This window comes from Rhodococcus sp. 2G (genome assembly GCF_001886355.1).
Classification (GTDB): domain Bacteria; phylum Actinomycetota; class Actinomycetes; order Mycobacteriales; family Mycobacteriaceae; genus Rhodococcus; species Rhodococcus pyridinivorans.
Genome location: NZ_CP018063.1, coordinates 2,391,938 through 2,416,884, shown reverse-complemented (window position 1 = coordinate 2,416,884; position 24,947 = coordinate 2,391,938). Strand labels below are relative to the sequence as shown.

24 protein-coding genes, 1 tRNA gene and 4 pseudogenes are annotated in these 24,947 nt (G+C 67.0%); 12 read left to right on the top strand and 17 right to left on the bottom strand.

Going from position 1 to position 24,947, the window contains the following annotated elements; genetic code table 11:
- Together BO226_RS11295 and BO226_RS11290 are read right to left on the bottom strand one after the other, a co-directional pair.
- Positions 1 to 438, bottom strand: a complete 438-nt coding sequence (locus BO226_RS11295; protein WP_071935246.1) for a VOC family protein — start codon at positions 436 to 438, stop codon at positions 1 to 3.
- A 1-nt stretch (position 439) separates the two neighbouring features.
- Entirely contained in the window at positions 440 to 1,012 is a 573-nt protein-coding gene (locus tag BO226_RS11290) for a DinB family protein (protein WP_024101338.1), read from the bottom strand.
- Positions 1,013 to 1,073: 61 nt separating this feature from the next.
- Between BO226_RS11290 and BO226_RS11285 the strand changes: the two genes are divergently transcribed.
- Positions 1,074 to 2,039, top strand: a complete 966-nt coding sequence (locus BO226_RS11285; RefSeq protein ID WP_006554452.1) for a helix-turn-helix transcriptional regulator — start codon at positions 1,074 to 1,076, stop codon at positions 2,037 to 2,039.
- A gap of 40 nt (positions 2,040 to 2,079) precedes the next feature.
- Positions 2,080 to 3,045: an endonuclease/exonuclease/phosphatase family protein gene (locus tag BO226_RS11280; protein WP_006554451.1), complete on the top strand. Its 966-nt coding sequence runs from the start codon at positions 2,080 to 2,082 to the stop codon at positions 3,043 to 3,045.
- Between the two features lie 39 nt (positions 3,046 to 3,084).
- Here the strand turns inward: BO226_RS11280 and BO226_RS28080 are convergent, their stop codons facing one another.
- From BO226_RS28080 to BO226_RS11270, 4 genes and pseudogenes are all read right to left on the bottom strand, one after another.
- Positions 3,085 to 3,390, bottom strand: coding sequence for a hypothetical protein (locus BO226_RS28080; RefSeq protein WP_232238104.1), 306 nt, complete (start codon positions 3,388 to 3,390; stop codon positions 3,085 to 3,087).
- Positions 3,305 to 4,063 carry an alpha/beta hydrolase gene (locus tag BO226_RS11275; RefSeq protein WP_232238119.1) on the bottom strand — a complete coding sequence of 253 codons (759 nt, stop codon included), beginning with the start codon at positions 4,061 to 4,063 and terminating at the stop codon, positions 3,305 to 3,307. The genes BO226_RS28080 and BO226_RS11275 overlap by 86 nt, the downstream gene beginning before the upstream one ends.
- A gap of 273 nt (positions 4,064 to 4,336) precedes the next feature.
- Positions 4,337 to 5,094: pseudogene (locus BO226_RS26690) on the bottom strand (thiolase family protein); the annotation flags it as partial.
- Positions 5,095 to 5,134: 40 nt separating this feature from the next.
- Positions 5,135 to 5,221 (bottom strand): annotated as a pseudogene (locus tag BO226_RS11270) (DNA-binding protein); the annotation flags it as partial.
- 78 nt (positions 5,222 to 5,299) lie between these two features.
- Between BO226_RS11270 and BO226_RS11265 the strand changes: the two are divergent.
- Complete coding sequence (locus BO226_RS11265; protein WP_064257580.1) at positions 5,300 to 5,779, top strand: GNAT family N-acetyltransferase; 480 nt, start codon at positions 5,300 to 5,302, stop codon at positions 5,777 to 5,779.
- Positions 5,780 to 5,811: 32 nt separating this feature from the next.
- Here the strand turns inward: BO226_RS11265 and BO226_RS11260 are convergent, their stop codons facing one another.
- The 3 genes and pseudogenes from BO226_RS11260 to BO226_RS11250 all read right to left on the bottom strand — a co-directional run bounded on the left by BO226_RS11260 (position 5,812) and on the right by BO226_RS11250 (position 9,074).
- Positions 5,812 to 7,005, bottom strand: coding sequence for an IS110 family transposase (locus BO226_RS11260; protein WP_064257581.1), 1,194 nt, complete (start codon positions 7,003 to 7,005; stop codon positions 5,812 to 5,814).
- A gap of 218 nt (positions 7,006 to 7,223) precedes the next feature.
- Positions 7,224 to 7,355 (bottom strand): annotated as a pseudogene (locus BO226_RS27020) (zinc ribbon domain-containing protein); the annotation flags it as partial.
- A gap of 66 nt (positions 7,356 to 7,421) precedes the next feature.
- The gene (locus BO226_RS11250) at positions 7,422 to 9,074 is read right to left on the bottom strand and encodes an MBL fold metallo-hydrolase (RefSeq protein ID WP_071935245.1); all 1,653 of its coding nucleotides are present in this window, start codon (positions 9,072 to 9,074) and stop codon (positions 7,422 to 7,424) included.
- Between the two features lie 167 nt (positions 9,075 to 9,241).
- Between BO226_RS11250 and BO226_RS11245 the strand changes: the two genes are divergently transcribed.
- The 3 genes from BO226_RS11245 to BO226_RS11235 all read left to right on the top strand — a co-directional run bounded on the left by BO226_RS11245 (position 9,242) and on the right by BO226_RS11235 (position 11,864).
- The gene (locus tag BO226_RS11245; RefSeq protein ID WP_071935244.1) at positions 9,242 to 10,369 is read left to right on the top strand and encodes an NDMA-dependent alcohol dehydrogenase; all 1,128 of its coding nucleotides are present in this window, start codon (positions 9,242 to 9,244) and stop codon (positions 10,367 to 10,369) included.
- Positions 10,370 to 10,421: 52 nt separating this feature from the next.
- The gene (locus BO226_RS11240) at positions 10,422 to 11,234 is read left to right on the top strand and encodes a serine hydrolase domain-containing protein (RefSeq protein WP_071935243.1); all 813 of its coding nucleotides are present in this window, start codon (positions 10,422 to 10,424) and stop codon (positions 11,232 to 11,234) included.
- Between the two features lie 123 nt (positions 11,235 to 11,357).
- A complete protein-coding gene (locus BO226_RS11235) occupies positions 11,358 to 11,864 on the top strand; it encodes a DUF3145 domain-containing protein (RefSeq protein WP_006554444.1) in 507 nt (168 codons plus the stop codon).
- Between the two features lie 78 nt (positions 11,865 to 11,942).
- On the opposite strand, the gene BO226_RS11230 is transcribed toward BO226_RS11235, so the two are convergent.
- The 6 genes from BO226_RS11230 to aceE all read right to left on the bottom strand — a co-directional run bounded on the left by BO226_RS11230 (position 11,943) and on the right by aceE (position 20,395).
- The gene (locus tag BO226_RS11230; protein ID WP_024101332.1) at positions 11,943 to 13,376 is read right to left on the bottom strand and encodes an acyl-CoA carboxylase subunit beta; all 1,434 of its coding nucleotides are present in this window, start codon (positions 13,374 to 13,376) and stop codon (positions 11,943 to 11,945) included.
- Between the two features lie 91 nt (positions 13,377 to 13,467).
- Entirely contained in the window at positions 13,468 to 14,724 is a 1,257-nt protein-coding gene (locus BO226_RS11225; RefSeq protein ID WP_162836414.1) for a KasA/KasB family beta-ketoacyl-ACP synthase, read from the bottom strand.
- Complete coding sequence (acpM, locus tag BO226_RS11220; protein WP_006554441.1) at positions 14,721 to 14,999, bottom strand: meromycolate extension acyl carrier protein AcpM; 279 nt, start codon at positions 14,997 to 14,999, stop codon at positions 14,721 to 14,723. Before acpM ends, BO226_RS11225 begins: the two co-directional genes overlap by 4 nt.
- Positions 15,000 to 15,119: 120 nt before the next feature.
- Positions 15,120 to 16,037, bottom strand: coding sequence for an ACP S-malonyltransferase (locus BO226_RS11215; RefSeq protein ID WP_071936421.1), 918 nt, complete (start codon positions 16,035 to 16,037; stop codon positions 15,120 to 15,122).
- Between the two features lie 128 nt (positions 16,038 to 16,165).
- Complete coding sequence (locus tag BO226_RS11210) at positions 16,166 to 17,479, bottom strand: PucR family transcriptional regulator (protein WP_006554439.1); 1,314 nt, start codon at positions 17,477 to 17,479, stop codon at positions 16,166 to 16,168.
- A 66-nt stretch (positions 17,480 to 17,545) separates the two neighbouring features.
- A complete protein-coding gene (gene aceE / locus BO226_RS11205; RefSeq protein WP_071935242.1) occupies positions 17,546 to 20,395 on the bottom strand; it encodes a pyruvate dehydrogenase (acetyl-transferring), homodimeric type in 2,850 nt (949 codons plus the stop codon).
- A gap of 325 nt (positions 20,396 to 20,720) precedes the next feature.
- On the opposite strand from aceE, the gene BO226_RS11200 reads away from it, so the two are divergent.
- The 3 genes from BO226_RS11200 to BO226_RS11190 all read left to right on the top strand — a co-directional run bounded on the left by BO226_RS11200 (position 20,721) and on the right by BO226_RS11190 (position 21,746).
- Positions 20,721 to 21,143: a DUF3052 domain-containing protein gene (locus tag BO226_RS11200; protein WP_006554437.1), complete on the top strand. Its 423-nt coding sequence runs from the start codon at positions 20,721 to 20,723 to the stop codon at positions 21,141 to 21,143.
- Between the two features lie 31 nt (positions 21,144 to 21,174).
- Positions 21,175 to 21,639 carry a peroxiredoxin gene (locus tag BO226_RS11195; RefSeq protein WP_071935241.1) on the top strand — a complete coding sequence of 155 codons (465 nt, stop codon included), beginning with the start codon at positions 21,175 to 21,177 and terminating at the stop codon, positions 21,637 to 21,639.
- A gap of 32 nt (positions 21,640 to 21,671) precedes the next feature.
- Positions 21,672 to 21,746: transfer RNA gene (locus BO226_RS11190), tRNA-Val, on the top strand.
- A gap of 191 nt (positions 21,747 to 21,937) precedes the next feature.
- Here the strand turns inward: BO226_RS11190 and BO226_RS26680 are convergent.
- Positions 21,938 to 22,912 (bottom strand): annotated as a pseudogene (locus BO226_RS26680) (tyrosine-type recombinase/integrase); the annotation flags it as partial.
- Entirely contained in the window at positions 22,899 to 23,402 is a 504-nt protein-coding gene (locus BO226_RS11180) for a helix-turn-helix domain-containing protein (protein ID WP_156895177.1), read from the bottom strand. The pseudogene BO226_RS26680 and the gene BO226_RS11180, both read right to left, overlap by 14 nt.
- 75 nt (positions 23,403 to 23,477) lie before the next feature.
- Here BO226_RS11180 and BO226_RS11175 point away from each other — a divergent pair, with 75 nt between their 5' ends.
- The 3 genes from BO226_RS11175 to BO226_RS11170 all read left to right on the top strand — a co-directional run bounded on the left by BO226_RS11175 (position 23,478) and on the right by BO226_RS11170 (position 24,726).
- On the top strand, positions 23,478 to 23,732 hold the full coding sequence (locus tag BO226_RS11175; protein ID WP_232238103.1) for a helix-turn-helix transcriptional regulator: 255 nt from the start codon (positions 23,478 to 23,480) through the stop codon (positions 23,730 to 23,732).
- 58 nt (positions 23,733 to 23,790) lie between these two features.
- Positions 23,791 to 23,943, top strand: a complete 153-nt coding sequence (locus tag BO226_RS27715) for a hypothetical protein (protein WP_198040637.1) — start codon at positions 23,791 to 23,793, stop codon at positions 23,941 to 23,943.
- Positions 23,944 to 24,498: 555 nt separating this feature from the next.
- Entirely contained in the window at positions 24,499 to 24,726 is a 228-nt protein-coding gene (locus BO226_RS11170) for a hypothetical protein (RefSeq protein ID WP_071935239.1), read from the top strand.
- Positions 24,727 to 24,947: the final 221 nt, after the last annotated feature.

Genomic DNA, 24,947 nt, shown 5'->3' with positions numbered 1-24,947 from the left:
TCAGTCGAGGCAGAATTCGTTGCCCTCGGGGTCGGCCATGACGATGTGGCCGGCCCCGAACGGCGGCGCCGGGTCGTGACGCTCCAGGCGCGTGGCCCCGCGTGCGACGAGCCGTTCGGCCTCGGCTTCCAGGGCAGTCATGCGCTCGGCGCCGTCGAGTCCGGGCGCGGCACGCACGTCCAGATGCATCCGGTTCTTGGCCTGCTTGCCCTCGGGCACCTTCTGGAAGAACAGCCGGGGCCCTGCCTCGTCCGGGTCGACGATGCCCGACGCGTCGTTGCGTCGTTCGAGTGGCACCCCCATTGCGTCGAGCGCGTCGTCCCACGACACGAAATTGCCGGGCGGCTTCTGGAGTTCGTAGCCGAGGGCGTCCGCCCAGAAGTCCGCGAGAGCCGCGGGATCGGCGCAGTCGAACGTGATCTGGATGTCGCGGGCCATGTCAGCTCGCCTCCTGTCGGGCGCGGGTACGGGTGTGCAGGTAGAGGTCCCTCAGAAGACAGACCTCGGACAGATGATGGATGAGTTCGCGGTGGATGTGCAGGACCAGCGCGCCCATCGGGTACTCGGCGTACGGTCCTTCGGCTTCACCGCACGGTCGGGCGAGTCCGTCTTCCCCGAGGGACTCGACGCCCGCAATCCACGTGGCGAGTTCGGCATCGAGCTGGGCGAGGGCCTCGTCCGCGGTCGCTGCGTACTCGAACGACATGTAGTCGGTGGCTGTGCGTCCGAAATGGCTCGCGTTGCGCATCGTCAGCACGCCGACGATCACATGCCCGAGCCGCCACGCAATGGTCGTGAAGGGCGGCGGATCCGGTTCGGGGACCGCGAAATCGATGGTCATCGCCCCGGCGCCTCCCAGTAGGGGAGCGGTGCCAGTCCCGCGCGGCCGAACACTCCAGCAGTCGAGTGCGGGCTCGAAGAAGTATTCGTCGTCGGTGAGGCCGTCGAGGCGACGGCGAACCGGATAGTCGAGTTGCTGTCGCAGTAGGTGGTTCCAGTCGAGTTCTGTCATGGCTCCAGGTTGGCGCATATTCCGGACAACTTCGGTCCGTGATCCGTGCGACTATCGTCGTGTGACCGTCGAGTCGACCACCGAACGGGTTCTGAGGGTGCTTGCGCTGTTGCAGAGTCGCCCCTCGTGGACCGCTGACGAACTGGCTGCGGAACTCGGCGTGACCGATCGCTCGGTGCGCCGCGACGTCGATCGGCTGCGCGCCCTCGGCTATCCCGTCCGCGCGACCCCCGGTGTCGGCGGTGGTTATCAGCTCGGTGCCGGCACGAGACTGCCGCCGCTGCTCCTGCACGACGACGAAGCGATCGCCACGGCGGTGTCGCTGCGACTGGCGTCGGGCAGCACCATCGCCGGTGCCGCCGAGGCGGCCCTGCGCGCACTGGCCAAGCTCGATCAGGTGATGCCGCCGCGTCTGCGCGCGGAGGTGCGGGCGATCTACGGGGCCACCGAGACCGTCGTCGGCGCGGGCACCGAGATCGACGCCGACACGCTGCTGGCGTTGGCCCGAGCGTGCCGCGACGCGACCCGTGTGCGGTTCCGGTACACCACCCGGCAGGAGGCGGACGACGAGCGCACCGTCGAACCGGTGCGTATGGTCGCTGCCGGACAGCGCTGGTACCTCATGGCATGGGACGTCGATCGCGACGACTGGCGCACCTTCCGGCTCGACCGGATGCGCGACGTGTCCCTCACGACCTGGCGGTTCCGGCCGCGGCAGCATCCCGATCCGGTGTCGTACGTCCAGCGGTCCGTGACGGAGTCGCCCTACCGGTACATTGCGCGGATCCGCCTGCGGGCGGACGCCGACCAGGTGCGCGACATGGTGCCGCCGCAGGTCGGGCGGGTCGAGGACGACGAGGACGGGTGGTGCGTGCTCGTCGTCGGCGCGGACGACCCGGACTGGGTCGTGATGCACGTCGCGCGAATGGGTTTCGAGGCGGTCGTCCTCGAGCCACCGGAACTTCGGGCGGCCGCGGACCGGCTCGCGACGCACCTCGCCGCGATCGCCTCCCGCTCCGATCGGTGACGGGTCCTCGCGCACGCGACCTGCGGCATGGTTGTGTGGCGTGGTGACGGCGAAGTGGCTCCGGCTCGGATCGGACGTTCTCGGGTGGACGGCAACCGCGACAGGCGCGGTCGGTCTCGCGCTCCACTTCGGTAGGTGGTCGGCCCAACCCTTGGTGCTCGCAGCGTCCGGCGCGTCGTATCTGATGGCCGGTGCGGTGATCGGGCTGATCGCCTTTGCCGTCCGTCGACGCCTATTCGGGGCCCTCGTTGCGGGTGCGATTGCTGCGACTGCGGTCTGGACCCAGGCGCCTCTCCACGTCGCGACGGCTGCGGCCGGTGCGGGGCCCGATATCACCGTGATGCACGCGAACATTCTGTTCGACAGGGGTGCCGATCCCGAGGTCGTCGTGTCCCGGGTCCGGGACCGCGACGTCGACCTGCTCACGGTGAACGAACTCACCTCTGCGGGGGTCGATGGACTCACCCGTGCCGGTCTCGACGAGCTGTTGCCCCATCGGTATCTCGTCCCCGGAGAGTTGGCGTCGGGAACGGGGATCTGGAGCCGATTTCCGCTGTCGGACACCGTCGAACACGACGGATTCGTCTTCCGTCAACTGTCTGCGCTCGCGGACGTACCGGGGGCGGGACCGGTCGCGGTCCACGCGTTCCACCCGGTCCCACCGGTGTTCGATGCGCAGGACTGGGCTGCCGAACTGTCGCGGTTGCAGGACATCCTCGATCGATCTCCGGCCGACGTCCCCGCAGTCGTGGGCGGCGATTTCAACGCCACCTACGACCATGCGCAGTTCCGCGCGTTGCTCTCGGGGCGTTTCGCCGATGCCGCGGAGCAGGCGGGAGCGGGGGCGGTGCGTACCTATCCGACCGACAAACCCGGCCCGCCGCTGGTGGCGATCGATCACATCCTCGTCGGGAACGGGACGGCCGTCGCGTTCGACTCCGACGACCTTCCCAGGGCGGATCACCGTTCGGTGGTCGCCCGGATCCGGTTGGACCCCGGCGAGTGACGCCTCGGGATCAGGCCCCCCGCGAGCGAAGCCTCGCGATCAGGCCTCAGCGCCCATCGACTCGGCGAGGATCGGCCACGCCTTGCGCAGGTCGTCCTCCCAGTAACCCCACGAATGCGTTCCGTCGGCATCGAGTTCGGCCGTGACCGGGATGTCGAGCGCTTCGAGCCGGTCCACCAGCTGGTGCGTGCAGGCATTCGTGGCGGCCTCCGTGGCGGCCTCGATCGCTCCGCCTGCGACGATCTGCGTGGCGAACGATTCACCCGCCGCGCGTTCCTGACCGGGGACGTCGTACGCGCCGGGCAGACCGTTGCGGCTCGACAGGTACAAGGCCTTGCCGCGCAAGCCTTCCGCATTGAGGTAGACGTCGTGCTCGGCCCAGCGCGGACCCGTCGGCCGGACCCCACATACTCTCGACGTCGCCGTTGCCGCGGCGCTCGACGACGAGCCTCACGTACAGCTGACCGACCGGATCACTGGTGCGCACGCATCCGCTGAGGGATGCGACGCCGGAGTACAGGTCGCCGCTCCGGATCGCGAGGTCCAGCGCGGAGCCGGCACTCATGGACATCCCGATGATCGACTGCTTGCCGTCGGTGGCGAGCAGTTCGTCGACGACGGGCGGCAGTTCCTCGAGGAGGAAGGTCTGCCACTGGTTGCGACCGAGAACCGGATCGTCGAGATCCCAGTCGGTGAAGTAGCTGAAGTTGCCGGTGGCGGGGATGACCACGTTGACATTCTTGTCCGAGAAGAACTCGGCGATGTCGCTGCTCTCCATCCACCCGGTGCCGTCGATCACCCCGACACCCGCGCCGCCGAGGGCGTAGACGACCGGCCGCGGCTCGCTCGGATCGGCCGGACGCAGGACGTCCAGGGGGATCACGGTATCCACGGCCGGGGAATAGACGCGGACCGTCCAGTGCTGGTCGGTCACCTCGTCGACGCCCTCGACGTAGGCGGTGGCGGGCTCGGCGTCGGGTTGCTCGGGATCGGCGTGCGCGGTGGCGGTGTCGAACACGAGCGACGAGAGGCCTGCGAGACCGACCGCAAGGCTGCGGAAGCCACGACGGGACACGACGAATCGACGCACGGATGAACGCCTCGACTCGAAGTGATGCCGAGAGTCGTCCCCCGCGTTCGACCCGCTGAGCTGGACAGTACCTTCCTCCGGTTGCGAAAAGTGCCTCGGGGTGCTGTGATTCCGGCCTCGCGGTGTCCCTGGGACGAGTTCGGCCACCGCACTCGGGATCTCTTGCGGCGACCGAACTTTCGTGCGGTTACGTGGTGCTCGGAGTGACAGGATCGATGCGGCTGCGGTGCCGGGGCACCGTGGACTTGGGCGAGGCCCACCTTCGGTTCGCCCGGAACCTGCCGCTCGCCGGCCTGACCGCGCAGCTGCAACACCAGTTCGTGGACCTGGCGGATACCGGAGGCGCCGATGGGTTCACCGTTGGCGATGAGACCACCGTCGGTGTTCACCGGGAGGGATCCGCCGATCTCGGTGGCTCCCTCGACGCCCTCGGGGCCGATGCCGACGCCCTCGAAGGTGGCCTTGGCTGCGTAGACGGTGGGGGAGACGTCCTCCTCGACCGACGCCCACGTCACACGGACCTCGTACGCGCCGTAGGTGCGCGTGCGAATCGCGTTGGAGCGCAGGTAGACCGGCGTTTCGGTAGTGTGCTTCGACACCAGATCGCCGCGGCACATGATCACCGCTGCGGCAGCCTCGTCCGGCGCGCAGAACATCTTCGCCGTGAGCGGGTAGTTGAGCATCGGCGACGACAGAATGTCGTCGATGTTGAACTCCATGCGGCGGAAGGCATTCGGGTTGAGGCCGCCGTTGCGGTAGTTCTTCGCCTTCATGCCGAAGAACTTGGTGGTGACGAACTGTCCGTTCTCGGCGTACCAGGCGGGCAGACCGAGCATGGCGGGATCGGCGGTGAAGCGGACGTCGCGCACGTGTTGAACACGTTGGTGAAGGGAATGCCGGTTGGCGCCGAATCTACCGAACGGGTGAAGGCCCACCCCGATGATGGCAACGTCGTTCACGATGTCGGGAACTCCTCGATGGGATGTGTGCGGATCAGATCGGCACGAAGCCCTGCGTGGTCCATGCCACGAGCGTGCCGCGACGCGGCAGCAGCAGCTCCGAGAAGTTCGCCCCGCTGCACCGGGGGGTGTCCCTATGTTGATGTCAACCGACCGGGGATGCCACTGAAGTGCGGTCCGGTAGGGGCTGGAATAATCGACATGCATGGAATCCGTTGTGACACTGTCAGGTGGGGACGCGGGTGAGCTGCTGACGTTGCAGCGTGCTGCATATGTGACTGAGGCGCAGGCCCACGACGACGTGAACCTTCCCCCGTTGATGCAATCCCTCGACGAGTTGGTGAGTGAGCTGACGCAGCCCGACGTGCTCGCGTTCGGGTTGCGCGATGACTCCCAACGTCTCGTCGCCGCCGTGCGCGTGTATCTCTCTCCGACGGAGCCTCATACCGCCGAGTTGGGAAGGCTGGTCGTGGCCCCGGACATGCAAGGCCAGGGCCGGGGCAGTCGACTGCTCGAACTGGTGGAAGAGCGACTACCTGAGCAGATCACTGATCTGCAGTTGTTCACAGGTGAGCGCAGCCTCGGCAACCTGCGGCTCTACTCCCGATTCGGGTATCAGGAAACGCACCGCACTCCGACTCCGGGCGGCTATGCGCTGATCCATCTGGCGAAGCAAGTGCGCTAACAACGGGTCAAGCCCCAACTCGTGGTCTGTGCTCATGCTGCTTCTGCGATTGGGGACCGGTAGAAGGTCTTGTTCTTGAGCATGGCGTAGAGGACGTCGCAGCGCCGCCGCGCAAGGCAGATCAGGGCGGCGTTGTGCTTCTTGCCCTCGGCGCGTTTGCGGTCGTAGTAGGCGCGGCTGGTCGGATCGTGTAACGCGGCGAATGCGGACAGGAACAACGCCCGTTTGAGCTTGCGGTTGCCCGATCGGGCGGGGTGCTCCCCACGGATCGACGACCCGGAACGATGAGTCACCGGGGCGATACCGGCATAGGCCGCCAGGTGTGCCGCAGACGCGAACGCGGAACCGTCACCGACCTCGAGGAGGACGCGGGCTGCAGTCCTGATGCCGACGCCGGGCATCGACATCAGGACCTGGGAAAGAGGGTGGTCGTCGAGCATCCTCTCGACATCCTCGGCAATGCTCTTGCGCTGCTGCAGAACTTCTTTCAGAGAATCTGCAAGTTTCGGCAGAACGATCTCGGCGGCGGCACTGCCCGGCACCGTCACAGATTGCGCATCCAGGGCGGCGAGGATCTCCTCGGCGAGACGGGTGCCCATTCGCGGAGCGTGCTTGGTTGCGAGTGTGGTGAGCCGGCGCTTGCCGGCCTTGCGGATACCGACCGGTCCACCGCAGCGCGACAGGATTTCGAGCACGGCCGGATGCGCGATCCTGGGGCCCAGGACGCGTTCGAGAGCGGGGTGGATTCCGGTGAGCAATCCGCGGATGCGGTTGCTGATGCGGGTGGCCTCACCGGCGAGATCGTCGTCGAATCCGACGAGTACCCCGAGTTCGGCCAGGGCCTCGTCACCGACATCGACCCGGCGCAGCGTGTGCGGCATCGTGCGGGCGGTGTCGGCGATGATGAACGCATCTCGGGCGTCGGTTTTGGCCTGACCCGGGTAGAGGTCGGCGACGCGGCGCATCGTCAATCCCGGCAGGTACGCCACGGCGTGGCCGCAGGCTCGGGCCACGGTGACCGGCAGAGCGCCGATCGTGTTCGGTTGGTCGACGATCACCAGTACCGGGCCGTGTTCGGCGAGACGGTCGAACACAGTCCGCAGTTTGGTTTCGTCGTTGGGCAGGGCTTTGTCGAACAGTCGAGTGCCCGAAGGGTCGAGTCCGACGGCGTGGTGTTCGCCTTTGCCCACGTCGATGCCGCAGAACACGGCGTAGGTCGGGTCCATGAAGCGTGCCTTTCGTTCCGCTCCGGACGGTCACCGATCCGACGTCGATACCCGGCACCCACGTTACGAAGAGACCTACCGCAAATCCGGTGGCCGTGTCCCTATCAGCGGTCCATCGACGTCACCAGGTTCGGCGACACCACCCCCCGGATCATTCGAGAGACAGGGGCAAGAAGTCATACCGAACTTGGCGACCGTGGTCCCGCGGTGCGGGACTACGAAGAAGGTAACGGGCAACGCGGCTGGGTGGGCCATGTGGTCGCGGAGCAGTCGTCGCAGCGGCTGCCGATGAGCTGCGGGTTCTCTGCCGGCCACGTGGATACTTCGGGCGCGAGCGCCTTCGTCGTCATGGTTCGTCCTCCGTTGTCCGATGCCGATGCGGCGGCCCTCGCCGCGGTCGAACATGAGGATCACGCTCAGAAACGGCGCCTCCGGCGGGGCGGAGGCTTGCGCCGACCCGGCCTCGAGTGGCGCCGGTGCTCCTCCGGGGTCTGGGCACCCGTGCGGTATTCGTCGAGCACCTTCCGCATCGCAGCGATCGCGCGCTCCCGGGTGCGCGGGTCGTCGATCTCGAGCAGCTGGTCGCGCAGACCGGTGGCGAACTCGGCGTAGTCGTTCTGCCAGTCGCGGCCGACGTGCACCGGTGCCGGGGGTGCGACCGTGGCGATGTGCTCGGGCGGACCGCCCGCCACGAGCCGGTATCGGGCGCCGATCTCCGGGACGACCACGTTCAGTCCGGCATCGAGGTCGTGCAGCGCCGCCGTGAAGGCGGCGAGCGCATCGGGTTCTCCGTGGTCGAGGAAGACTGCACCGGAGATCGGCGCGCGGTGCCCGACCCAGCGCACCAGCTCGCCGCGGTCGGCATGTGCGGAGTAGCTGTCGATCCGCCGGATCTGCGCCCGGACGTCGATGTCCTCACCCGAGATCCGGACCTTCGACGCACCCTCGAGGATCACCCTGCCGAGCGTGCCCTGCGCCTGGTAGCCGACGAAGAGCACCGTCGAGTCGAGGCGGGCGAGGTTGTTCCGCAGGTGGTGCCGAACCCGTCCCGCCTCGCACATCCCGGAGGCCGCGATGATGATCGCGCGATCGTAGCTGTCGATCCGCATCGATTCCTCGGCCTCGGCGGTGTACCGGATGCCTGGATGGCGGAAGACGTTCCGGCCGTCGAGATCCTCGAGTTCTCCGGCATGTGCGGCGAAGACGTCGGTCGCGCGGATCGCCAGCGGGGAGTCGACGAAGACCGGCACCCCCGGAATACGCTCGTCATCGAGCAGATATCCGATGTCGAGCAACAACTCCTGGGTGCGTTCGAGCGCGAACGACGGCACGATCAGGTTGCCGCCCCGCCCGAGTGCCTCGTTCACCTCCCGGGCGAGGAGGTCGCGGCGCTCGGCGATCGTGAGTCGAGGGCGTGAGCGGTCCCCGTAGGTGGATTCGCAGACGACGTAGTCGAGTCCGGTCGGACCTTCCGGATCGGCGTGGAAGGCCTTCTGTTCCGGCCCCAGATCCCCCGAGAACAACATCCGCACACCGCCGGCCTCGATCTCCGCCGAGGCCGATCCCAGGATGTGTCCGGCATTCCACAGGCGGACCCGGAAACCGGGCGCCGGTTCGAACCACTCCTCGAGCGGTATCGGCCGGGCGCGTGAGGCGGCGAGCCGGGCGTCCTCCTCGGTGTAGATCGGGTGGAATTCGGCGCGGTTCGCGCGGTCGCGTCGCCGATTGCGGCGCTGGGCCTCGAACTCCTGGATGCGAGCCGAGTCGGCAAGCATGAACGAGAGCAATTCCGCTGTGGGGGCCGTGCAGAAGATCGGGCCGTCGAAGCCGCGGGCGACGAGCTTGGGGAGCAGGCCGCAATGGTCGATGTGGGCGTGGGTGAGGATCACGGCGTCGACCGACTCCGGGGGGAACGCGAACTCGGCGACGTTCAGGTTCTCGAGGCTGCGGGAGCCCTGGAACAGTCCGCAGTCGATCAGGATCCGTGCGTCGCCGAGTTCGACCGTCGCGCACGAACCGGTGACGGTTCTCGCCGCCCCGTGGAAAGTGAGTTCCGGATTGTCGGACACGGCATCTCCTCGGACGCTCGGGCGGTGGTGACCCGCGGGACTGCCTCTCACCGTATCGAGCGCGGGTGTCCCACCGGACCGGGAAAGGATGTAGAACCTGTTCCAATTCTGTGCGATTGTGGCTATCGTCACGTGCACAACCGGCAATGCGATGGAGGGCGAGCCAGATGAAGACCAAGGGTGCAGTGCTGTGGGGCATCGACGAACCGTGGTCCGTCGAGGAGATCGACCTCGGCGATCCCGTTGCGGGCGAAGTGCAGATCCGCATGGAAGCCGCCGGCATGTGCCATTCCGACCATCACATCGTCACGGGCGCAACCCCGATGCCGTCCTTCCCCGCCATGGGTGGTCACGAGGGCTCGGGCGTGATCACCAAGGTCGGTGAGGGTGTGGTGGGTCTCGAGGTGGGCGACCACGTCGTGCTGTCCTTCATCCCCGCGTGCGGACGGTGTCCGTCCTGTTCCTCGGGGCACTCGAATCTGTGCGACCTCGGGGCGGGACTGCTCAGCGGCCAGGCGATCTCCGACGGCACCTACCGCATTCAGGCCCGCGGCGAGAACGTGATCGCGATGTGCCTCCTCGGCACCTTCTCGCCGTACATGACGGTCAACCAGAGCCAGGTCGTCAAGATCGACAAGGACGTACCCTTCGAGCTCGCGGCGCTGGTCGGCTGCGGCGTGCCCACCGGCTGGGGTTCGGCGACGAACATCGCCGAGGTCAAGGCCGGCGACTCGGTCGCCATCATCGGCGTCGGCGGTGTCGGCATGAGCGCTCTGCAGGGCGCCGTCGCCTCGGGTGCGCGCCACGTGTTCGCGATCGACCCGGAACCGTTCAAGCGCGAGCAGGCGCTCAAGTTCGGTGCCACGCACACCTACGCCTCCATCGAGGAGGCCATCGTGCCGATCATGGAGATCACGTGGGGCCGCATGTGCCACTCGACGATCATCACCGTCGGCGAGATGAAGGGTGAGCTGGTCGATCCCGCCCTGACGCTCACGGCCAAGGGCGGACGGTGCGTCGTCACGGCGATGGGCTACATGTCCGACATGGACGTCAAGCTCAACTCGTTCCTGTTCTCGATGCTGCAGAAGGACCTCAAGGGCAACATCTTCGGTGGGTGCAACGCCCGCGTCGACATCCCGAATCTGCTCGACCTGTACAAGTCCGGTCAGCTGAACCTGGCCGACATGGTCACGCGTACCTACACCCTCGAGCAGATCAACGACGGATACCGGGACATGCTCGAGGGCAGGAACATCCGCGGCGTCATCCGCTACACCGAAGCCGACTGGTGACCGGTACCGACCGGTGACCCCGCGCCGCCGGGGCGTCTCGTAGGCTGATCGCGTGCACAGCCTCGATCTGCTCAGCGACTGGCCCGTCGACCGTTCCGCCGCCGCGGTGGTGACCCGCGATGCCGGAACGGTCGCGTCCAGGGGAGACCTCGACGAGGTCTTTCCCCTCGCGTCCGTGACGAAGCCGCTCGTAGCGTACGCCGCGCTCGTGGCCGTCGAGGAGGGCGCGATCGAGCTCGATCAGCCTGCGGGTCCCGAGGGGTCGACGGTGCGGCATCTGCTCGCCCACGCCTCGGGTCTGGCGTTCGGTGAGCGCACCGTGCAGACCGAACCCGAACGCAAGCGGATCTACTCGAGTGCGGGCTTCGAGGTGCTCGCCGAACTCGTCGAGACGGAAACCGGTATCGAGTTCCCGGAATACCTCCGGCAAGCGGTCTTCGAGCCGCTGGGCATGCCGTCCTCGTCCCTGCCGGGGCCGGCGGGTCACGGGGCGCAGTCGTCGGTCGCCGATCTCGCACTGTTCGCGCGTGAGCTGCTCGATTCCGTTCTGGTCTCGCACGAAACCCTCACCGAGGCGACCAGCGTGCAGTTTCCGGGTCTGAACGGACTCGTGCCCGGCTACGGGATGTTCAAGCCCAACGACTGGGGTCTCGGATTCGAGATCCGGGGCGAAAAGAACCCGCATTGGACCGCTCCCGGTAATTCACCGCGTACTTTCGGTCATTTCGGTCAATCGGGCACATTCATTTGGGTAGATCCCGAAATTTCCGTCGCCGCTGTGGTACTTACTGATCGTGCGTTCGGAGACTGGGCCAAACCGCTCTGGCCTGCCCTCGGAGACGCGATCATCACCGAATTCACATGAACCTCTCTGGTTCGCTGGCGAAACACACGCCACACGGGCACACTTGTACGCAGCCTGCATGGAGAAGCCTTGGTCGACGAAGGTCGTTGGGGAAGACGTCCTGGTCGAACCGGAGGTGAATGTATGCGCGCATCCAACCAATTCGCGGATGCCACGGCGGGGGTGATCTATGTCCACTCCTCACCGGCGGCGGTGTGCCCGCACATCGAGTGGGCACTGGCCGACATCCTCGACTGCCGGCCCGATCTCTCGTGGACGGGCCAGCCCGCCGCACCGGGGCTGCTGCGCACCTGCGTCGACTGGGTCGGGCCCGTGGGCACGGCCGCGCGACTGGCCGACGTGCTGCGGTCGTGGCCGATGCTCCGCTTCGAGATCACCGAGAATCCCAGCGAGGGCGTCGACGGCGAACGTTTCAGCTACGCCCCCCGACTGGGTCTGTGGCGCGGGTGCACCAGCGCCAACGGCGACATCGTCGTCGGAGAGATGCGTCTGCGCGCCATGCTGTCCTCCGCCGATGTCACGAGCGAACTGCACCGCGCCCTCGGAACGGCATGGGACGAAGAGCTCGAGCCGTACCGCAGCGGCGACGAAGGCGCGCAGGTGACGTGGCTCCGCCGGGACGTCGGCTGACCGCGGTCCGCCGCCCCGGCGACGCGACCGGAACGCACCCCACATCTTCCTGATACGAGAACACCGGCTGTGTCCGGATCAGAGAGGAATATTCTTGTGCCGTCCGCGCACCGCGGGTGCGGCGGCGAGCGCGGCGGCCAGGGTGCTGCGCGTGGTGGCGGGATCGATCATCTCGTCGACCACACCGATGGCCATCGCACGACCGACGCCACCGGCGATCGCCTCGTGTTCGGCGGCGAGACGGTCGTGCAGCGCCTCACGCTCTTCCTCGGGAGCCGCGGCGAGGGCCTTCTTGTGGAGGATGCCCACAGCGGCTTTCGCGCCCATCACGGCCACCTCGGACTCCGGCCACGCGTAGACGGCGGTGGCCCCGAGCGCCCGGGAGTTCATCGCGATGTACGCGCCGCCGTAGATCTTGCGGGTCACGAGCGTGACGCGGGGAACCTTCGCCTCGGCGAACGCGTGGAGCAACTTGGCGCCGCGTCGCACGACACCCTCCCACTCCTGGCTTACACCGGGAAGGTAACCGGGAACGTCGACGATGACGACGAGCGGAACACCGAAGGCGTTGCACATCCGCACGAAACGCGCTGACTTCTCGGCGCTCTCGGAGTTGAGGCAGCCGCCGAGGCGCAGCGGGTTGTTGGCGATGACCCCGACCGTGCGGCCGCCGAGACGGCCGAAGCCGGTGACGATGCTGCGGGCCCAGCCGGCCTGCAGTTCCTCGAAGGAGGACTCGCCGTCGACGTTGTCGAGCAACTGGTGGACGATCGGCCGCACGTCGTATGCGCGTCGCGGCGAGGCGGGCATCAGCGCCCGCAGGTCGGTGTCGCCGAGTGTCGCTGCGACGACGTCGAATTCGCCCTGCTCGGCCAGCATCGACACCAGGCGGCGGGCCCGGTGCAGGGCGTCGGCCTCGTCGTGCGCGGCGATGTGCGCGACACCGGACTTCTTGGTGTGCGTGTCGGGGCCGCCGAGCGACTCCATGTCGACCTGCTCACCGGTGACGCTGCGGACCACGTCCGGTCCGGTGACGAAGACACGGCCCTCGGGGGCCATGATGACGATGTCGGTCAGGGCCGGGCCGTAGGCGGCACCGCCGGCCGCGAAGCCGAGAACGACGGAGATCTGGGGGATCAGACCGGACGCGCGGACCATGGCCTCGAAGACCAGGCCGACGGCGTGGAGGGCTTCGACGCCCTCGGCCAGACGCGCGCCACCGGAGTGGAAGATGCCGACCACGGGGATCTCGTGGTCGATGGCGTGGTCGATGGCGGAGACGATGTGCTTGCATCCCTCGACGCCCATGGCTCCGCCCATGACGGTGGCATCGGAGCAGTATGCGACGGTGCGGATGCCGTCGACCTCGCCGACGGCGGCGAGGACGCCCGACTTGTCGCGGGTGTGCAGCAGTTCCAGGCTGCCCGGGTCGAACAGTTTCTCGAGACGGGCCAACGGATCTCTCGGGTCCACCGTCGTCTCACGCGGGGTGGCTGGATCCAGGATGGTCATCGGGTGCTCCTCGGGCAGACGCGGTGGTGGTGGGCTGCGGTGGAGGCTCCGGGTGGAGCCTCCACCGCATGGGGCGCAGCGGCGTCGACGGTCAGGCGCGACCGAATGCGAGCGCCACGTTGTGCCCACCGAAACCGAACGAGTTGTTCAGCGCGAAATCGATCCGGCCGGAACGTGGTTCGCCCTTGACCACGTCGAGATCGATCTCTGGATCCTGGTTCTCGAGATTCAGCGTGGGCGGGATGACCCCGTCACGCAGAGCCAGGACCGTGAGTACTGCTTCGAGTGCACCCACCGCACCGATCGAATGACCGAGCGCGGACTTGGGGGCGTAGATCGCGGCGTGGTTGCCCACGGCCGCGTTGATGGCCTTGGCTTCGGCCACGTCGCCGATCGGGGTGGCCGTCGCGTGCGCGTTGACGTGCCCGATGTCGGCCTTGGTGAGCCCGGCGGTCTCGATCGCTCGCCGCATGGCCCGAGCCGCTCCCGTACCTTCCGGATCGGGGGCGACGATGTGGTAACCGTCGGAGGTGATGCCGGCGCCGAGGATACGAGCGTGGATGGTCGCTCCGCGTGCCTTGGCGTGCTCCTCGCTCTCGAGGACCATCAGTGCGCCGGCCTCCCCGAAGACGAAACCGTCGCGGTCCTTGTCGAACGGACGCGAGGCGCCCTTCGGATCCTCGTTGCGGGTGCTCAGCGCCCGCATCATCGCGAAGCCCGCGGTGGCGACCGCGTCCAGCTGACCCTCGACACCACCGGTGACGACGATGTCGGCGTCGCCGAAGGCGATCATGCGGAACGCGTTGGCGATCGCCTCGGATCCGGACGAGCACGCCGAGACCGGGGTGATGACCCCTGCGCGAGCACCGAGTTCGAGCCCGACGGTGGCCGACGGTCCGTTCGGCATGATCATCTGCACCGCGAAGGGCGAGACCTTGCGGTAGCCGCCGGCACGGAGCTTGTCGACGGCGTCGATGAGCGACTCGCCGCCACCGAGGCCCGTACCGATGACCACACCGAGACGGTCCTGGTCGACCTCGGGGCTGCCGGCGTTCTGCCAGACGGTGCGCCCGAGGGTGAGCGCGAGGCGCTCGACGAAGCTCATGCGACGGAGTTCCACCCGGGACAGTCCCTCGTCGGGGCTGACCTTCAGGGTTCCGCCGATGCGCACCGGGAGGTCGAACTCGTCGACGAATCCGCCGTCGATGGTGCCGATCCCGCTCTCACCGGCCAGCAGTGCTTTCCAGGTGGCGTCCACGTCGCCGGCGATCGACGTCGTAGCCGCGAGGCTGGTGACGACGACGTTGCGGAGTGCCCGAGGAGAAGGGGAGGTCACAGCAGAACTCATTCGTTGTCGTTCGTGGCCTGAACGCCTGCGGCCTCGAGCTTCTGGATGTAGTTCACGGCGTCACCGACGGTGCGCAGACCGGCGAGATCCTCGTCAGGGATCTTCACGCCGTACTTGTCCTCGGTCTGGACGGCGATCTCGACCATGGACAGCGAGTCGATGTCGAGGTCGTCGACGAAGGACTTGTCGACGGTCACCTCGGAGGGCTCGATGCCGGTGACCTCTTCGATGATCTCCGCGAGACCGGCGATGATTTCTTCCTGGGTGGCGGCCACGATGTGGCTCCCTTCTCGATCTGTCGACTATGTCGTTCGAAACCGGCCGGATGTTTCCGGTCGGGGGTCCGGGGAGGTCCCGGTGAGGTGCCCGTGCTGTGCGACGGCGCGCGCAGCAACCTAACCGAGTTGAAGACTTTCGGCCAGAGCGGAGATCTCCGCGGGGGTCTTGAGGGCGACGGTGGGCGTGCCGCGCATCTCGCGCTTGGCGATGCCCACCAGCGTGCCGGCGGGGGGAAGCTCGACGATCCGGCTCACCTGCGCCGCGCGCAGGTAGGCGGTGCACAGGTCCCACCGGACGGGCCGGGTGACCTGAGCTGCGAGACGTTCGAGGGCGTCGGCTCCGGAGGTGACGGGCTTGCCGTCGTAGTTCGACAGCAGCGTGTGCGTCGGATCCGATGGTGTGATCTTCGCCGCGGCGGCAGCCACGGCGTCCTGGGCGGGTGCCATGAATCGGGTGTGGAAGGCACCGGCGACCGGCAGGGCGCGGACGCGGGCCTTCTCGGGCGGGTTCGCAGCGAGTTCCTCGAGCGCACTCAGACGCCCGGCTGCGACGATCTGACCGGCCGCATTCATGTTTGCGGGGGCCAGATCCAACTCGGCGAGGCGCGCGAGCACCTCGTCCTCGCCGCCGCCGAGGACGGCGGACATTCCGGTGGGTTCGAGGGCGCAGGCGCGGGCCATCTCGGCTCCGCGGACGGCGGCGAGGGCGACGGCGTCGTCGGCGCTGATGACACCCGCGATGGCGGCCGCGGCGAGTTCGCCGACGGAGTGGCCGGCGACGATCGTGTCGGCGGGCACGAGGCCGCGACGGTCGAGATCCTCGAAGGCGAGCAGGGCGGAGGCCACCACGAGCGGCTGGGTCACCGCGGTGTCGGTGATCTCCTCGGCGGTGGCAGTGGTGCCGAGACGCGCGAGATCGAGTCCCGCCGTCTGCGACCACCGGTCGATCCGGTCGCGCGCTCCGGACTGCTCGAGCCACGGGGCGAGCATTCCGGGTGTCTGAGACCCCTGGCCGGGGGCAAGCAGCGAAATCACGATCACCAGGGAACACCGCGAACGGGTGCCTGCGAGATGTCGGTAGCGATGAAAGGTTGCCCCTCGATTTGTAGGGTTCCCACAAATCTGCACGTCGGTGCTCGCTATCGGAGGAAAGGCCGGGGACGTTACGTGTCCGATTCGCGAATTGTGAATCGTGTGACAGGTGGTGCAGGCGATCTCAATTCGTTATGGCTTCGTGCCAGGCGGCCTACCGTGGCAGCGATTCGAAGCACGTACGCATCGCGAGGATTTGTGGGATCCCGACCCGTTACTTCTGTGATCCGCTTCAATCGATACCGCACGGTATTTGGATGAACAAACAGCTTCCGGGCGCAAGTCTCGACAGCGCCCCCACTGTCGAGGTATGCGTCCAGCGTGTCCGCGAGGGACGGCCCGGCGGCTGCGAGCGGGGCGACGACGAAGTCCTCGAGCGCGGCGATCGCGCCGGGATCACCGAGCAGCGCACGTTCGGGCAACAGCTCGGCGGCGTGCACCGGCCGGGGAGCCCCCGGCCACCCCACGACCGCCTCCATGCCGGCGAGCGCTTCGACGGCGGAGACGTGTGCGGTCGCCAGCGTCGGTGTCGTCGGACCGATCACCACCGGATCGTCGGAGAACGCGCGCATCAACTCGGAGCGGAAGTCCGCCGCGTCGACCGTCCCGTGCAGTTCACCGCTGACCACCATCACCAGGCGTTCGCCCTGCACCACCGCGAGAGCCGCGCGACCGTGCTCCTGGGCGACGGTGTGCACGGTGGTGATCACCGAGACGCCCTGGTCGGGCGGGGGAGTACCGACTATCACCGTCGCCGGGGCGGTCGCGTCCCAGTTGAGGGTCGCGGCCCGCGACTGCATGTCGGGCCCGGTGTCCCCACGCACCACGGCGTCGACGACGAGGGCCTCGAGCCGCGTGTCCCAGGCGCCCCGCGACTCGGCCGCCCCCGCGTACACCGCCGCGGCAGCGAAACCGAGCTCGCGCCCGTACCGCAGGATCGCCTCGGTGAGCGCCACGAGCTGTTCCTCGTTGCGGGCGAGGGCCGGCAGCCACTGCTCGAAGAACTCCATCGCCGCGCGGACCATGTCCACCGTCTGGCGCAGCGTCAGTCGCCGGGCGAGATCCTGCGGGATCATCTGGAAGGCGTCGAGGCTGAAGCGCAGGTCGCTGTCGGGATTGCGCACCCACTCGAGGAAGTCGACCACCGACGTCTGGATCACCAGCTGCACGGTCGACCGCTGCGACGCGTCGAGATCGGCGAAGAAGGGCAACTGCTCCTGCATGACGTGTACCGCTTCGGTGGACAGTCGCCCCGAGAACTGCTTGACCCGACGGAGCAGCGCGTCGGGCAGCGGTGCCCGCTCGGGACGGGACGGCGGTACCGGGCGTTCCCTGTGAACGCCCGGTACCTGCCCGGTCCGGCGGGGTTGCGGCTCGTCGACCATGGGACGAAAGTACCCGGCGCCCGCGACCCGGCCGGTCACGCCACTCGGACGTGACCGGCGGACGGATCAGGCGACGCCCGGATCCGCCATCGAGACCGGGGCAGCCGTCACGTCGTCGATCTTGTAGGTGCGGGCCGCCTCGACGGCCTTCTCACGATCGATCGCGCCTTCGCGGCCGAGTGCCGAGAGCACCGCGACCACCGTGGACTCGGCGTCGATGTTGAACACGCGGCGGGCGGCGCCACGGGTGTCGGAGAAGCCGAAGCCGTCGGCGCCGAGCACCGTGTAGTCGCCCGGAACCCACTTGCGGATCTGATCGGGCACCGCGCGCATCCAGTCGGACACCGCGACGAACGGACCCGCCGCGTCGTTGAGCACCGACGCGACGTACGGCACCGAGGCTTCCTCACCGGGGTTCAGCAGCGCCTGGCGGTCGCACTCGACGCCGTCGCGGCGCAGCTCGCCCCACGAAGTGACGGACCAGACGTCCGCGGACACTCCCCATTCGTCGGCGAGCATCTTCTGCGCACGCAGCGCCTCGGGCATCATCACGCCCGAGACCAGGATCTGCGCCTTCGGACCCGACTCCGGTCCCCGCTTGTACAGGTAGATGCCCTTGAGAAGGCCCTCGACGTCGAGATCCTCCGGCTCGGCCGGCTGCGAGTACGGCTCGTTGTAGATGGTGATGTAGTAGAAGACGTCCTCACCGCCGAAGCCGTCGACACCCTCCGTGCCGCCGTACATCCGCCGCAGACCGTCGCGGAAGATGTGGGCGATCTCGTAGGAGAACGCCGGGTCGTAGGTGACCGCGGCCGGGTTGGTCGACGCGAGCAGCAGCGAGTGCCCGTCGGCGTGCTGCAGGCCCTCACCGGTCAGCGTGGTGCGACCGGCCGTCGCGCCGAGGGCGAACCCGCGTGCCATCTGGTCGGCCGCCGCCCACAGGCCGTCGCCCGTGCGCTGGAAACCGAACATCGAGTAGAAGATGTACACGGGGATCATCGGCTCGCCCTGCGTTGCGTAGGACGTCCCGACCGCCGTGAACGACGCCGTCGAACCGGCCTCGTTGATGCCCTCGTGCAGGATCTGCCCGGCTTCGCTCTCCTTGTAGGCAAGCATCAGATCGGCGTCGACCGAGGTGTACAGCTGACCGTTGCGGTTGTAGATCTTCAGCGACGGGAACCACGAGTCCATACCGAAGGTGCGGGCCTCGTCCGGGATGATCGGCACGATGCGCTTGCCGATCTCCTTGTCGCGCAACAGTTCCTTGAGCACACGGACCGTCGCCATGGTGGTGGCGACCTCCTGCTTGCCCGAACCCTTGCGGACGACGTCGTAGGTCTTCTCCGCGGGCAGCGCCAACGGCTTCGCGGTGGTGCGGCGCTCCGGAAGGAAACCGCCGAGGGCCCGGCGACGCTCGAGCATGTACTGGATCTCGGGCGACTCGAAGCCGGGGTGGTAGTACGGCGGCATCTTCGGGTCCTTCTCGAGCTCTTCGTCCGAGATCGGGATCCGCTGGATGTCGCGGAAGTACTTGAGGTCCTCGAGGGTGAGCTTCTTCATCTGGTGGGTCGCGTTGCGGCCCTCGAAGTGCTTACCGAGCGTGTAGCCCTTGATGGTGTGCGCGAGGATCACCGTCGGCTGACCCTTGTGCTCCATCGCCGCCTTGTAGGCCGCGTAGATCTTGCGGTAGTCGTGGCCACCGCGCTTGAGGTTCCAGATCTGCTGGTCGGACAGGTCCTTGACCAGTTCCTTCGTCCGCGGGTCGCGGCCGAAGAAGTGCTCGCGCACGAACGCGCCGTCGTTGGCCTTGTAGGTCTGGTAGTCGCCGTCGGGGGTGGCGTTCATGAGATTGACCAGTGCGCCGTCCTTGTCGGCGTGCAGCAGGGCGTCCCACTCGCGGCCCCACACGACCTTGATGACGTTCCAGCCGGAGCCGCGGAAGAACGACTCCAGCTCCTGGATGATCTTGCCGTTGCCACGCACCGGGCCGTCGAGACGCTGCAGGTTGCAGTTGACGACGAAGGTCAGGTTGTCGAGACCCTCGGTGGCCGCGACGTGCGCCAGACCGCGCGACTCCGGCTCGTCCATCTCGCCGTCGCCGAGGAACGCCCAGACGTGCTGATCGGAGGTGTCCTTGATGCCCCGGTCGTGCAGGTAGTGATTGAACCGTGCCTGGTAGATCGCGTTCATCGGGCCCAGGCCCATGGACACGGTCGGGAACTCCCAGAAGGTCGGGAGCAGGCGCGGGTGCGGGTACGAGGGCAGGCCGCCGCCGAGCGAGGCGTGGCTGTGCTCCTGACGGAAGCCGTCGAGCTGCTCCGTGCCGATGCGGCCCTCGAGGAAGGCTCGGGCGTAGATACCGGGGGAGGCGTGGCCCTGGATGAAGACCTGGTCGCCGCCGCCGGGATGGTCCTTGCCGCGGAAGAAGTGGTTGAAGCCGACCTCGTACAGGGCGGCGGACGACGCGTAGGTGGAGATGTGACCACCGACGCCGACACCCGGGCGCTGCGCGCGGGTGACCATGATCGCCGCGTTCCACCGGATGTACGCGCGGAAGCGACGCTCGACCTCCTCGTCACCGGGGAACCACGGTTCGCTCTCGGTGGGGATGGTGTTGACGTAGTCGGTGGAGGTCAGGGCGGGAAGGGAGACCTTGCGCTCGTTGGCACGCTCGAGCATGCGCAGCAGCAGGTAGCGCGCGCGGGTGGGGCCCGCGGCCTCGAGCATCCCGTCGAACGACTCGAGCCACTCTTCGGTCTCCGCCGGATCGATGTCCGGCAGATAGGAGGCCACACCCTCGCGGATCACCCGGACACGGTTGTCCTTGGTCGATGCCGGCTTGGCCGAGGAATCCGGTCCCGACGCGCCCGGTGCGGCGCCTTCTCGGGAGTCGGATCCGTGGATCAGGTCTGTCAACGTCTGCTCCTCATCGTGGTGGGCGCGTAGGTGGAGCGCCCTCTCCGTCGGCCGGCTCTTGTGGGAGCCGACGCAATCGACATCTGAACATGATGCACCCCTCATCTTCCCCCATCCGCGACGAAGGATCACGCCGTGGCCCGGCCAACAGGACGGAACGGACACCGTGCGAGGCGGTGCAATGGGTCCCTCTGGAAAGATTCTCCCGCTTTTCCCAGCGATTCGGGTTGCGTTGAGGCCCGCAACGATGTTCGCTTTGACCAATCGATCGTCACGCCGGTACGCGGATCCGATTCGCGCACCACAACCCTTAGGAGGAGCCACCGTGGTCGCCGCGGCGGATGCCAAGAACTATGTCTCCAAGCTCGGTATCACTCACGACCACGTGGTGCAGGAACTCGGTTGGGACGAGGACACCGACGACGAGTTGAGAGCTGCGATCGAAGAGGTCACCGGTACCGAGCTGCTCGACGAGGATTCCGACGAGGTCGTCGACGTCGTGCTGCTGTGGTGGCGCGACAGCGACGGCGACCTGGTCGACGCCCTCATGGACGCGATCGGCCCCCTCGCCGACGAGGGCGTCGTGTGGGTGCTCACCCCCAAGACCGGGCGCCCCGATCACGTCGAGCCCAGCGAGATCGCCGAGTCGGCCGCCACAGCCGGCCTCACCCAGACCACGGCCACCAACCTCGGTGACTGGATCGGCAGCCGCCTCGTCCAGCCCAAGGCCGGCCGTCCCCGCCGCTGAACCGGCTCCCGGAACGTAAGGATCCATACGCATGCCGATCGCCGTGGGCGCCGAAGCCCCCGATTTCACTCTCAAGGACCAGAACAACCAGGAGGTGACGCTGTCGAGCTTTCGGGGCAGCAAGAACGTGCTCCTGGTCTTCTACCCCCTCGCCTTCACCGGCGTCTGCCAGGGCGAACTGTGCGCCGTCCGCGACGACCTGCCCACCTTCGAGAACGACGACACCGCCATCCTCGCGGTGTCGGTCGGCCCGTCGCCGAGCCACAAGATCTGGGCAGCCGAGCAGGGCTACACCTTCCCGCTGCTGTCCGACTTCTGGCCGCACGGCGAGGTCGCGCAGGCCTACGGTGTGTTCAACGAGAACTTCGGTTTCGCCAACCGCGGCACGTTCGTCATCGACAAGGACGGCATCGTGCAGTTCGCGGAGGAGAACCAGCCCGGAGAGGCCCGTGACCAGGGAGCTTGGGCCAGAGCGCTCGCCGCGCTAAAGTCCTGATGCGAAGTCGGCGGCACCTGCCGCCGTCTTTCGGGCGTGTAGCTCAGTGGTAGAGCTCTGGTTTTACACACCAGCGGTCGGGGGTTCGAAACCCTCCGCGCCCACCATGTAAGTGGCGGTGAAAGTCCTGGTCAGGGCTCTCCTGCTCGCCTGTTGATGCATTCTTTGCCCACATTTTGCCCACACTGGCTTTCGCTCGGGCTTCCGACAGGGCGCTGGCCACCGCTTCGAGATCTTCGTCGAAGAGGTCGGCGTACACGTCGAGGGTCATCGCGGCACTTGCGTGCCCCAGCATCCGCTGCAGCGCTTTCACGTTGACGCCCGCGGAGACTGCCAGGCTCGCCGAAGTATGCCGGAGGTCGTGGGGCGTCACCCGGGGGACGCCGGCGGCGGTGACGGCCTTGTCGAACCAGCCCGACTTCGTGTGTGGGCGACGAAGGTGATTACCGTTCTCGTCCGAGAACACCAGCTCGGTTGCTCCCTTGTTCTCGCACTGGCGGGCCAGATAGGGCACCAGGAACGCCGGCAAGGGGACGGTTCGGCGCTTGTGTCCCTTCGGGGTGCCCACGATGATGTCGCGGCCCACCTCTACAGCGTTCTCATCGACTGTCGCGCGGCGCTTCAGGAGGTTCAGATCGCGCACCCGCAGACCGGATGCTTCGCCCCAGCGGAGGCCGGTATAAGCGAGCATGAGCACCAATGGCTCGTACGGGCCCGCCGCCGAAGCAAGCCGAGCGACCTCGTCATGGGACAGATAGACGGGGCGTTTCTTGGGCTTGCGAGGGAGCTTGACTCCGCGTGCGGGGTTCGACGCGATGAGGCGGTCGCGTACGGCGTCGTCGAGTATCGAAGCCAGAACCTGATACGTCCGAATCACCACCGTTGCTCCGACAGGCTTCACGCCGTCGCTACCCGTTCCGAGTTCGGAGACCCACTGCTGAACAGCCGTGGCGCGCACGTCGCCTATCCGTACGTCTGCCCATCTGGGACGAACCCTGATGCGCCATGCCGTCTCCACAGGGCGGTATGCGGAAGGCTTGAGGTGGGTCTGGCGCGCCAGCCAGGCATCCCCAAGGTCACCAATGGTCTTCCTGGAGTCGGCGGGTGCGATGAACTCACCCTTCATCTTGGAGACCTCGACGGACGCGGCGAACGCCTGCGCTTCTCGCCTGGTTCGGAATCCTCGTTTGTCGGTCTGCCGGTGATCCGGGGTGCGGTACCGAACGCGGTATCGCTTTCCTGCCTTGGTTTCGTACGATTCAATCGTCGCCATCGATCTCATCTTCCCCGTCTTGGGTGCTGTCCAAGTTCTCAAGCAGGGGCACGAGGTCGATCTCGATGGGCGGTCCGTCGGCTCGCACACGGACCTTCAGTCGGATCGGGCCGATGCGAGCGTTCGGGGGGAATGGTGGCAGCTCGCCGCGGTCAGATGCAGGAGTATTAAGCCACTCGAGGGCCTGCTGAACGTCATCAGCGGGGGCGGTGTACCCGGACTGCTTTCGGGAATCATCAGGCACCTGGCGTAGAAGGTCGGCCGGGTCCACACCAAGTGCGTGGGCGAGGGCGACGAGGTCATCAACATCGACACGCCGTTGCAAGTCGCGGATGCGGGTGAGTCCCAGCGGCGCAATCGGCCGGCCCAGCTGCTTCAGTCGTCGGCTGAGATCGGCATACGAAATGCCCTGAATTCGCCGGAACCGCTCCATATTCGTGGCAACCGTAGTGCCGGCCGGACCAGGGGTGATCCGCTGTTTCGTGGACATGCTCGCCAGTCTTGCATATCAAAATAGAGTGTTCAACCGATCATATTGACATCAGTCCACTGATACTCAATCATCGTGACGAGACTCGGTTACGAGCTCGTTGAGATCAAAATGATGGAGCAGATGGCCATGTCAGACACCCGACCGCTTGCGACCGATCCCGAGTTTTGTGCGTTCGCCGGCATCAGCAAGCAGCAGAGCGCGCAACTGAGATACCTCGGCACGGGCCCGAAGTTCATCCGGGTCACTGGGCGGCAAATCCGCTACCGGTGGTCGGACATCGAGGAGTGGTGTGAGAAGCGCGCATACTCGAGATCGGACCAACGATGACCGCCGACGGGTGGAGGTATAGGCCGACGGTCTCAGTGACGCGGACTGGCGGCTTCTGATGTCGACGATCGACGAGACGATGAGAGCTGCAATTGCGGAGCATGCTCGCCAGCTTGCAGATCAGGCACCTCCGCTCACGAGCGACCAGCTCGTGCGGCTTCGGGCGATCTTCGGCACCACGGCAACCGGCGCGGGCGGCGATGTCGGGTGAGCAGCCAGAGCATCGGCGCGACGATCCTCCGCGTTTCACCTTTCCCTTCGACCGCTGTGAGCCGCCTCTTCTCTGTATCGCGCACTGCCTGCATTTGGCGGAAGCAGCGGTGGTCAGCGTCGTCGCCGACCGAGCTTCCGCAGCTCGTTGTTCGCCTTCGCTGAGATCTCGGCGTCCCGGAGAACAGTGAGTCGAACGACGTCGCACCGTCCAGCCCCGTCCATCTCTGAAAGACCCCGGTCCCGTGTGGATCCTTCGAGTCTGTGCGGCCGTACGGCGGCGACCTGGTCGAAGCGATTCCCGCCACTTTCAACATCACCACCCGACCAGGACGAAGGCTCTGACGACCATCAAGATCACTGTTGCGGAAATGGTTCACGAGATCGTCCGCCCCGCGAGAACATCGCGGCGGGCGAGGCGGCACACATCCTCGCCGAGCAACACAACCTCGACGGCGACCACACCGATGTACTCTGGGGGCTCCTACTCGACCCGTCCGGATTCCGGTATCCAAGCGGCTTCGTCGCACTCGGCTCGTCCGAATCACGCCACGGCATGCAACGGACTCTGAAGATGTGCACGAACCTGACCGAGATGGGTCTACTGACCAAAACGCGCGCGTTCGATGAACGGCTTGGCGAGGAGGTCGACTCTTACCTTCCGTCCGAGTCCGTGTGTGCCTTCTGGCAGGAACGGGTCGAGTGCAACCCCGAGCGGTACTCCGACGAGTACATGCGCGAGGAGATCCGCCGGGCGCTCGGGTATGAAGAGGCGGAGCGATGAGCATCCGTCCCCCCATTCACCAGGAGAACGCGTGACCGTCACACGCCACGCGGCCGGCGCTCGCCCAGGTTTCCGCGCTCGTACAGTTCCTCGTGGAATGGGTGGCGGACTGCATCGGCGACCTCTCTGATCGTGAGGCCCTGCCGATCAAATCGAGATCACCGTCAACCTTCGCCCGTTGACGGTGATCTCGATAGGGGGACGTGCTCCTCGTGGTTCGG

Excerpts from the sequence above, each read along its gene's own strand:
- BO226_RS11295 (WP_071935246.1), bottom strand. The coding sequence starts at position 438 with ATGGCCCGCGACATCCAGATCACGTTCGACTGCGCCGATCCCGCGGCT.
- BO226_RS11290 (WP_024101338.1), bottom strand. The coding sequence starts at position 1,012 with ATGACAGAACTCGACTGGAACCACCTACTGCGACAGCAACTCGACTAT.
- BO226_RS11265 (WP_064257580.1), top strand. The coding sequence starts at position 5,300 with ATGGAATCCGTTGTGACACTGTCAGGTGGGGACGCGGGTGAGCTGCTG.
- BO226_RS11260 (WP_064257581.1), bottom strand. The coding sequence starts at position 7,005 with ATGGACCCGACCTACGCCGTGTTCTGCGGCATCGACGTGGGCAAAGGC.
- BO226_RS11245 (WP_071935244.1), top strand. The coding sequence starts at position 9,242 with ATGAAGACCAAGGGTGCAGTGCTGTGGGGCATCGACGAACCGTGGTCC.
- BO226_RS11235 (WP_006554444.1), top strand. The coding sequence starts at position 11,358 with ATGCGCGCATCCAACCAATTCGCGGATGCCACGGCGGGGGTGATCTAT.
- BO226_RS11230 (WP_024101332.1), bottom strand. The coding sequence starts at position 13,376 with ATGACCATCCTGGATCCAGCCACCCCGCGTGAGACGACGGTGGACCCG.
- BO226_RS11225 (WP_162836414.1), bottom strand. The coding sequence starts at position 14,724 with ATGAGTTCTGCTGTGACCTCCCCTTCTCCTCGGGCACTCCGCAACGTC.
- BO226_RS11210 (WP_006554439.1), bottom strand. The coding sequence starts at position 17,479 with ATGGTCGACGAGCCGCAACCCCGCCGGACCGGGCAGGTACCGGGCGTT.
- BO226_RS11195 (WP_071935241.1), top strand. The coding sequence starts at position 21,175 with ATGCCGATCGCCGTGGGCGCCGAAGCCCCCGATTTCACTCTCAAGGAC.
- BO226_RS11180 (WP_156895177.1), bottom strand. The coding sequence starts at position 23,402 with ATGTCCACGAAACAGCGGATCACCCCTGGTCCGGCCGGCACTACGGTT.
- BO226_RS27715 (WP_198040637.1), top strand. The coding sequence starts at position 23,791 with ATGTCGACGATCGACGAGACGATGAGAGCTGCAATTGCGGAGCATGCT.
- BO226_RS11170 (WP_071935239.1), top strand. The coding sequence starts at position 24,499 with ATGCAACGGACTCTGAAGATGTGCACGAACCTGACCGAGATGGGTCTA.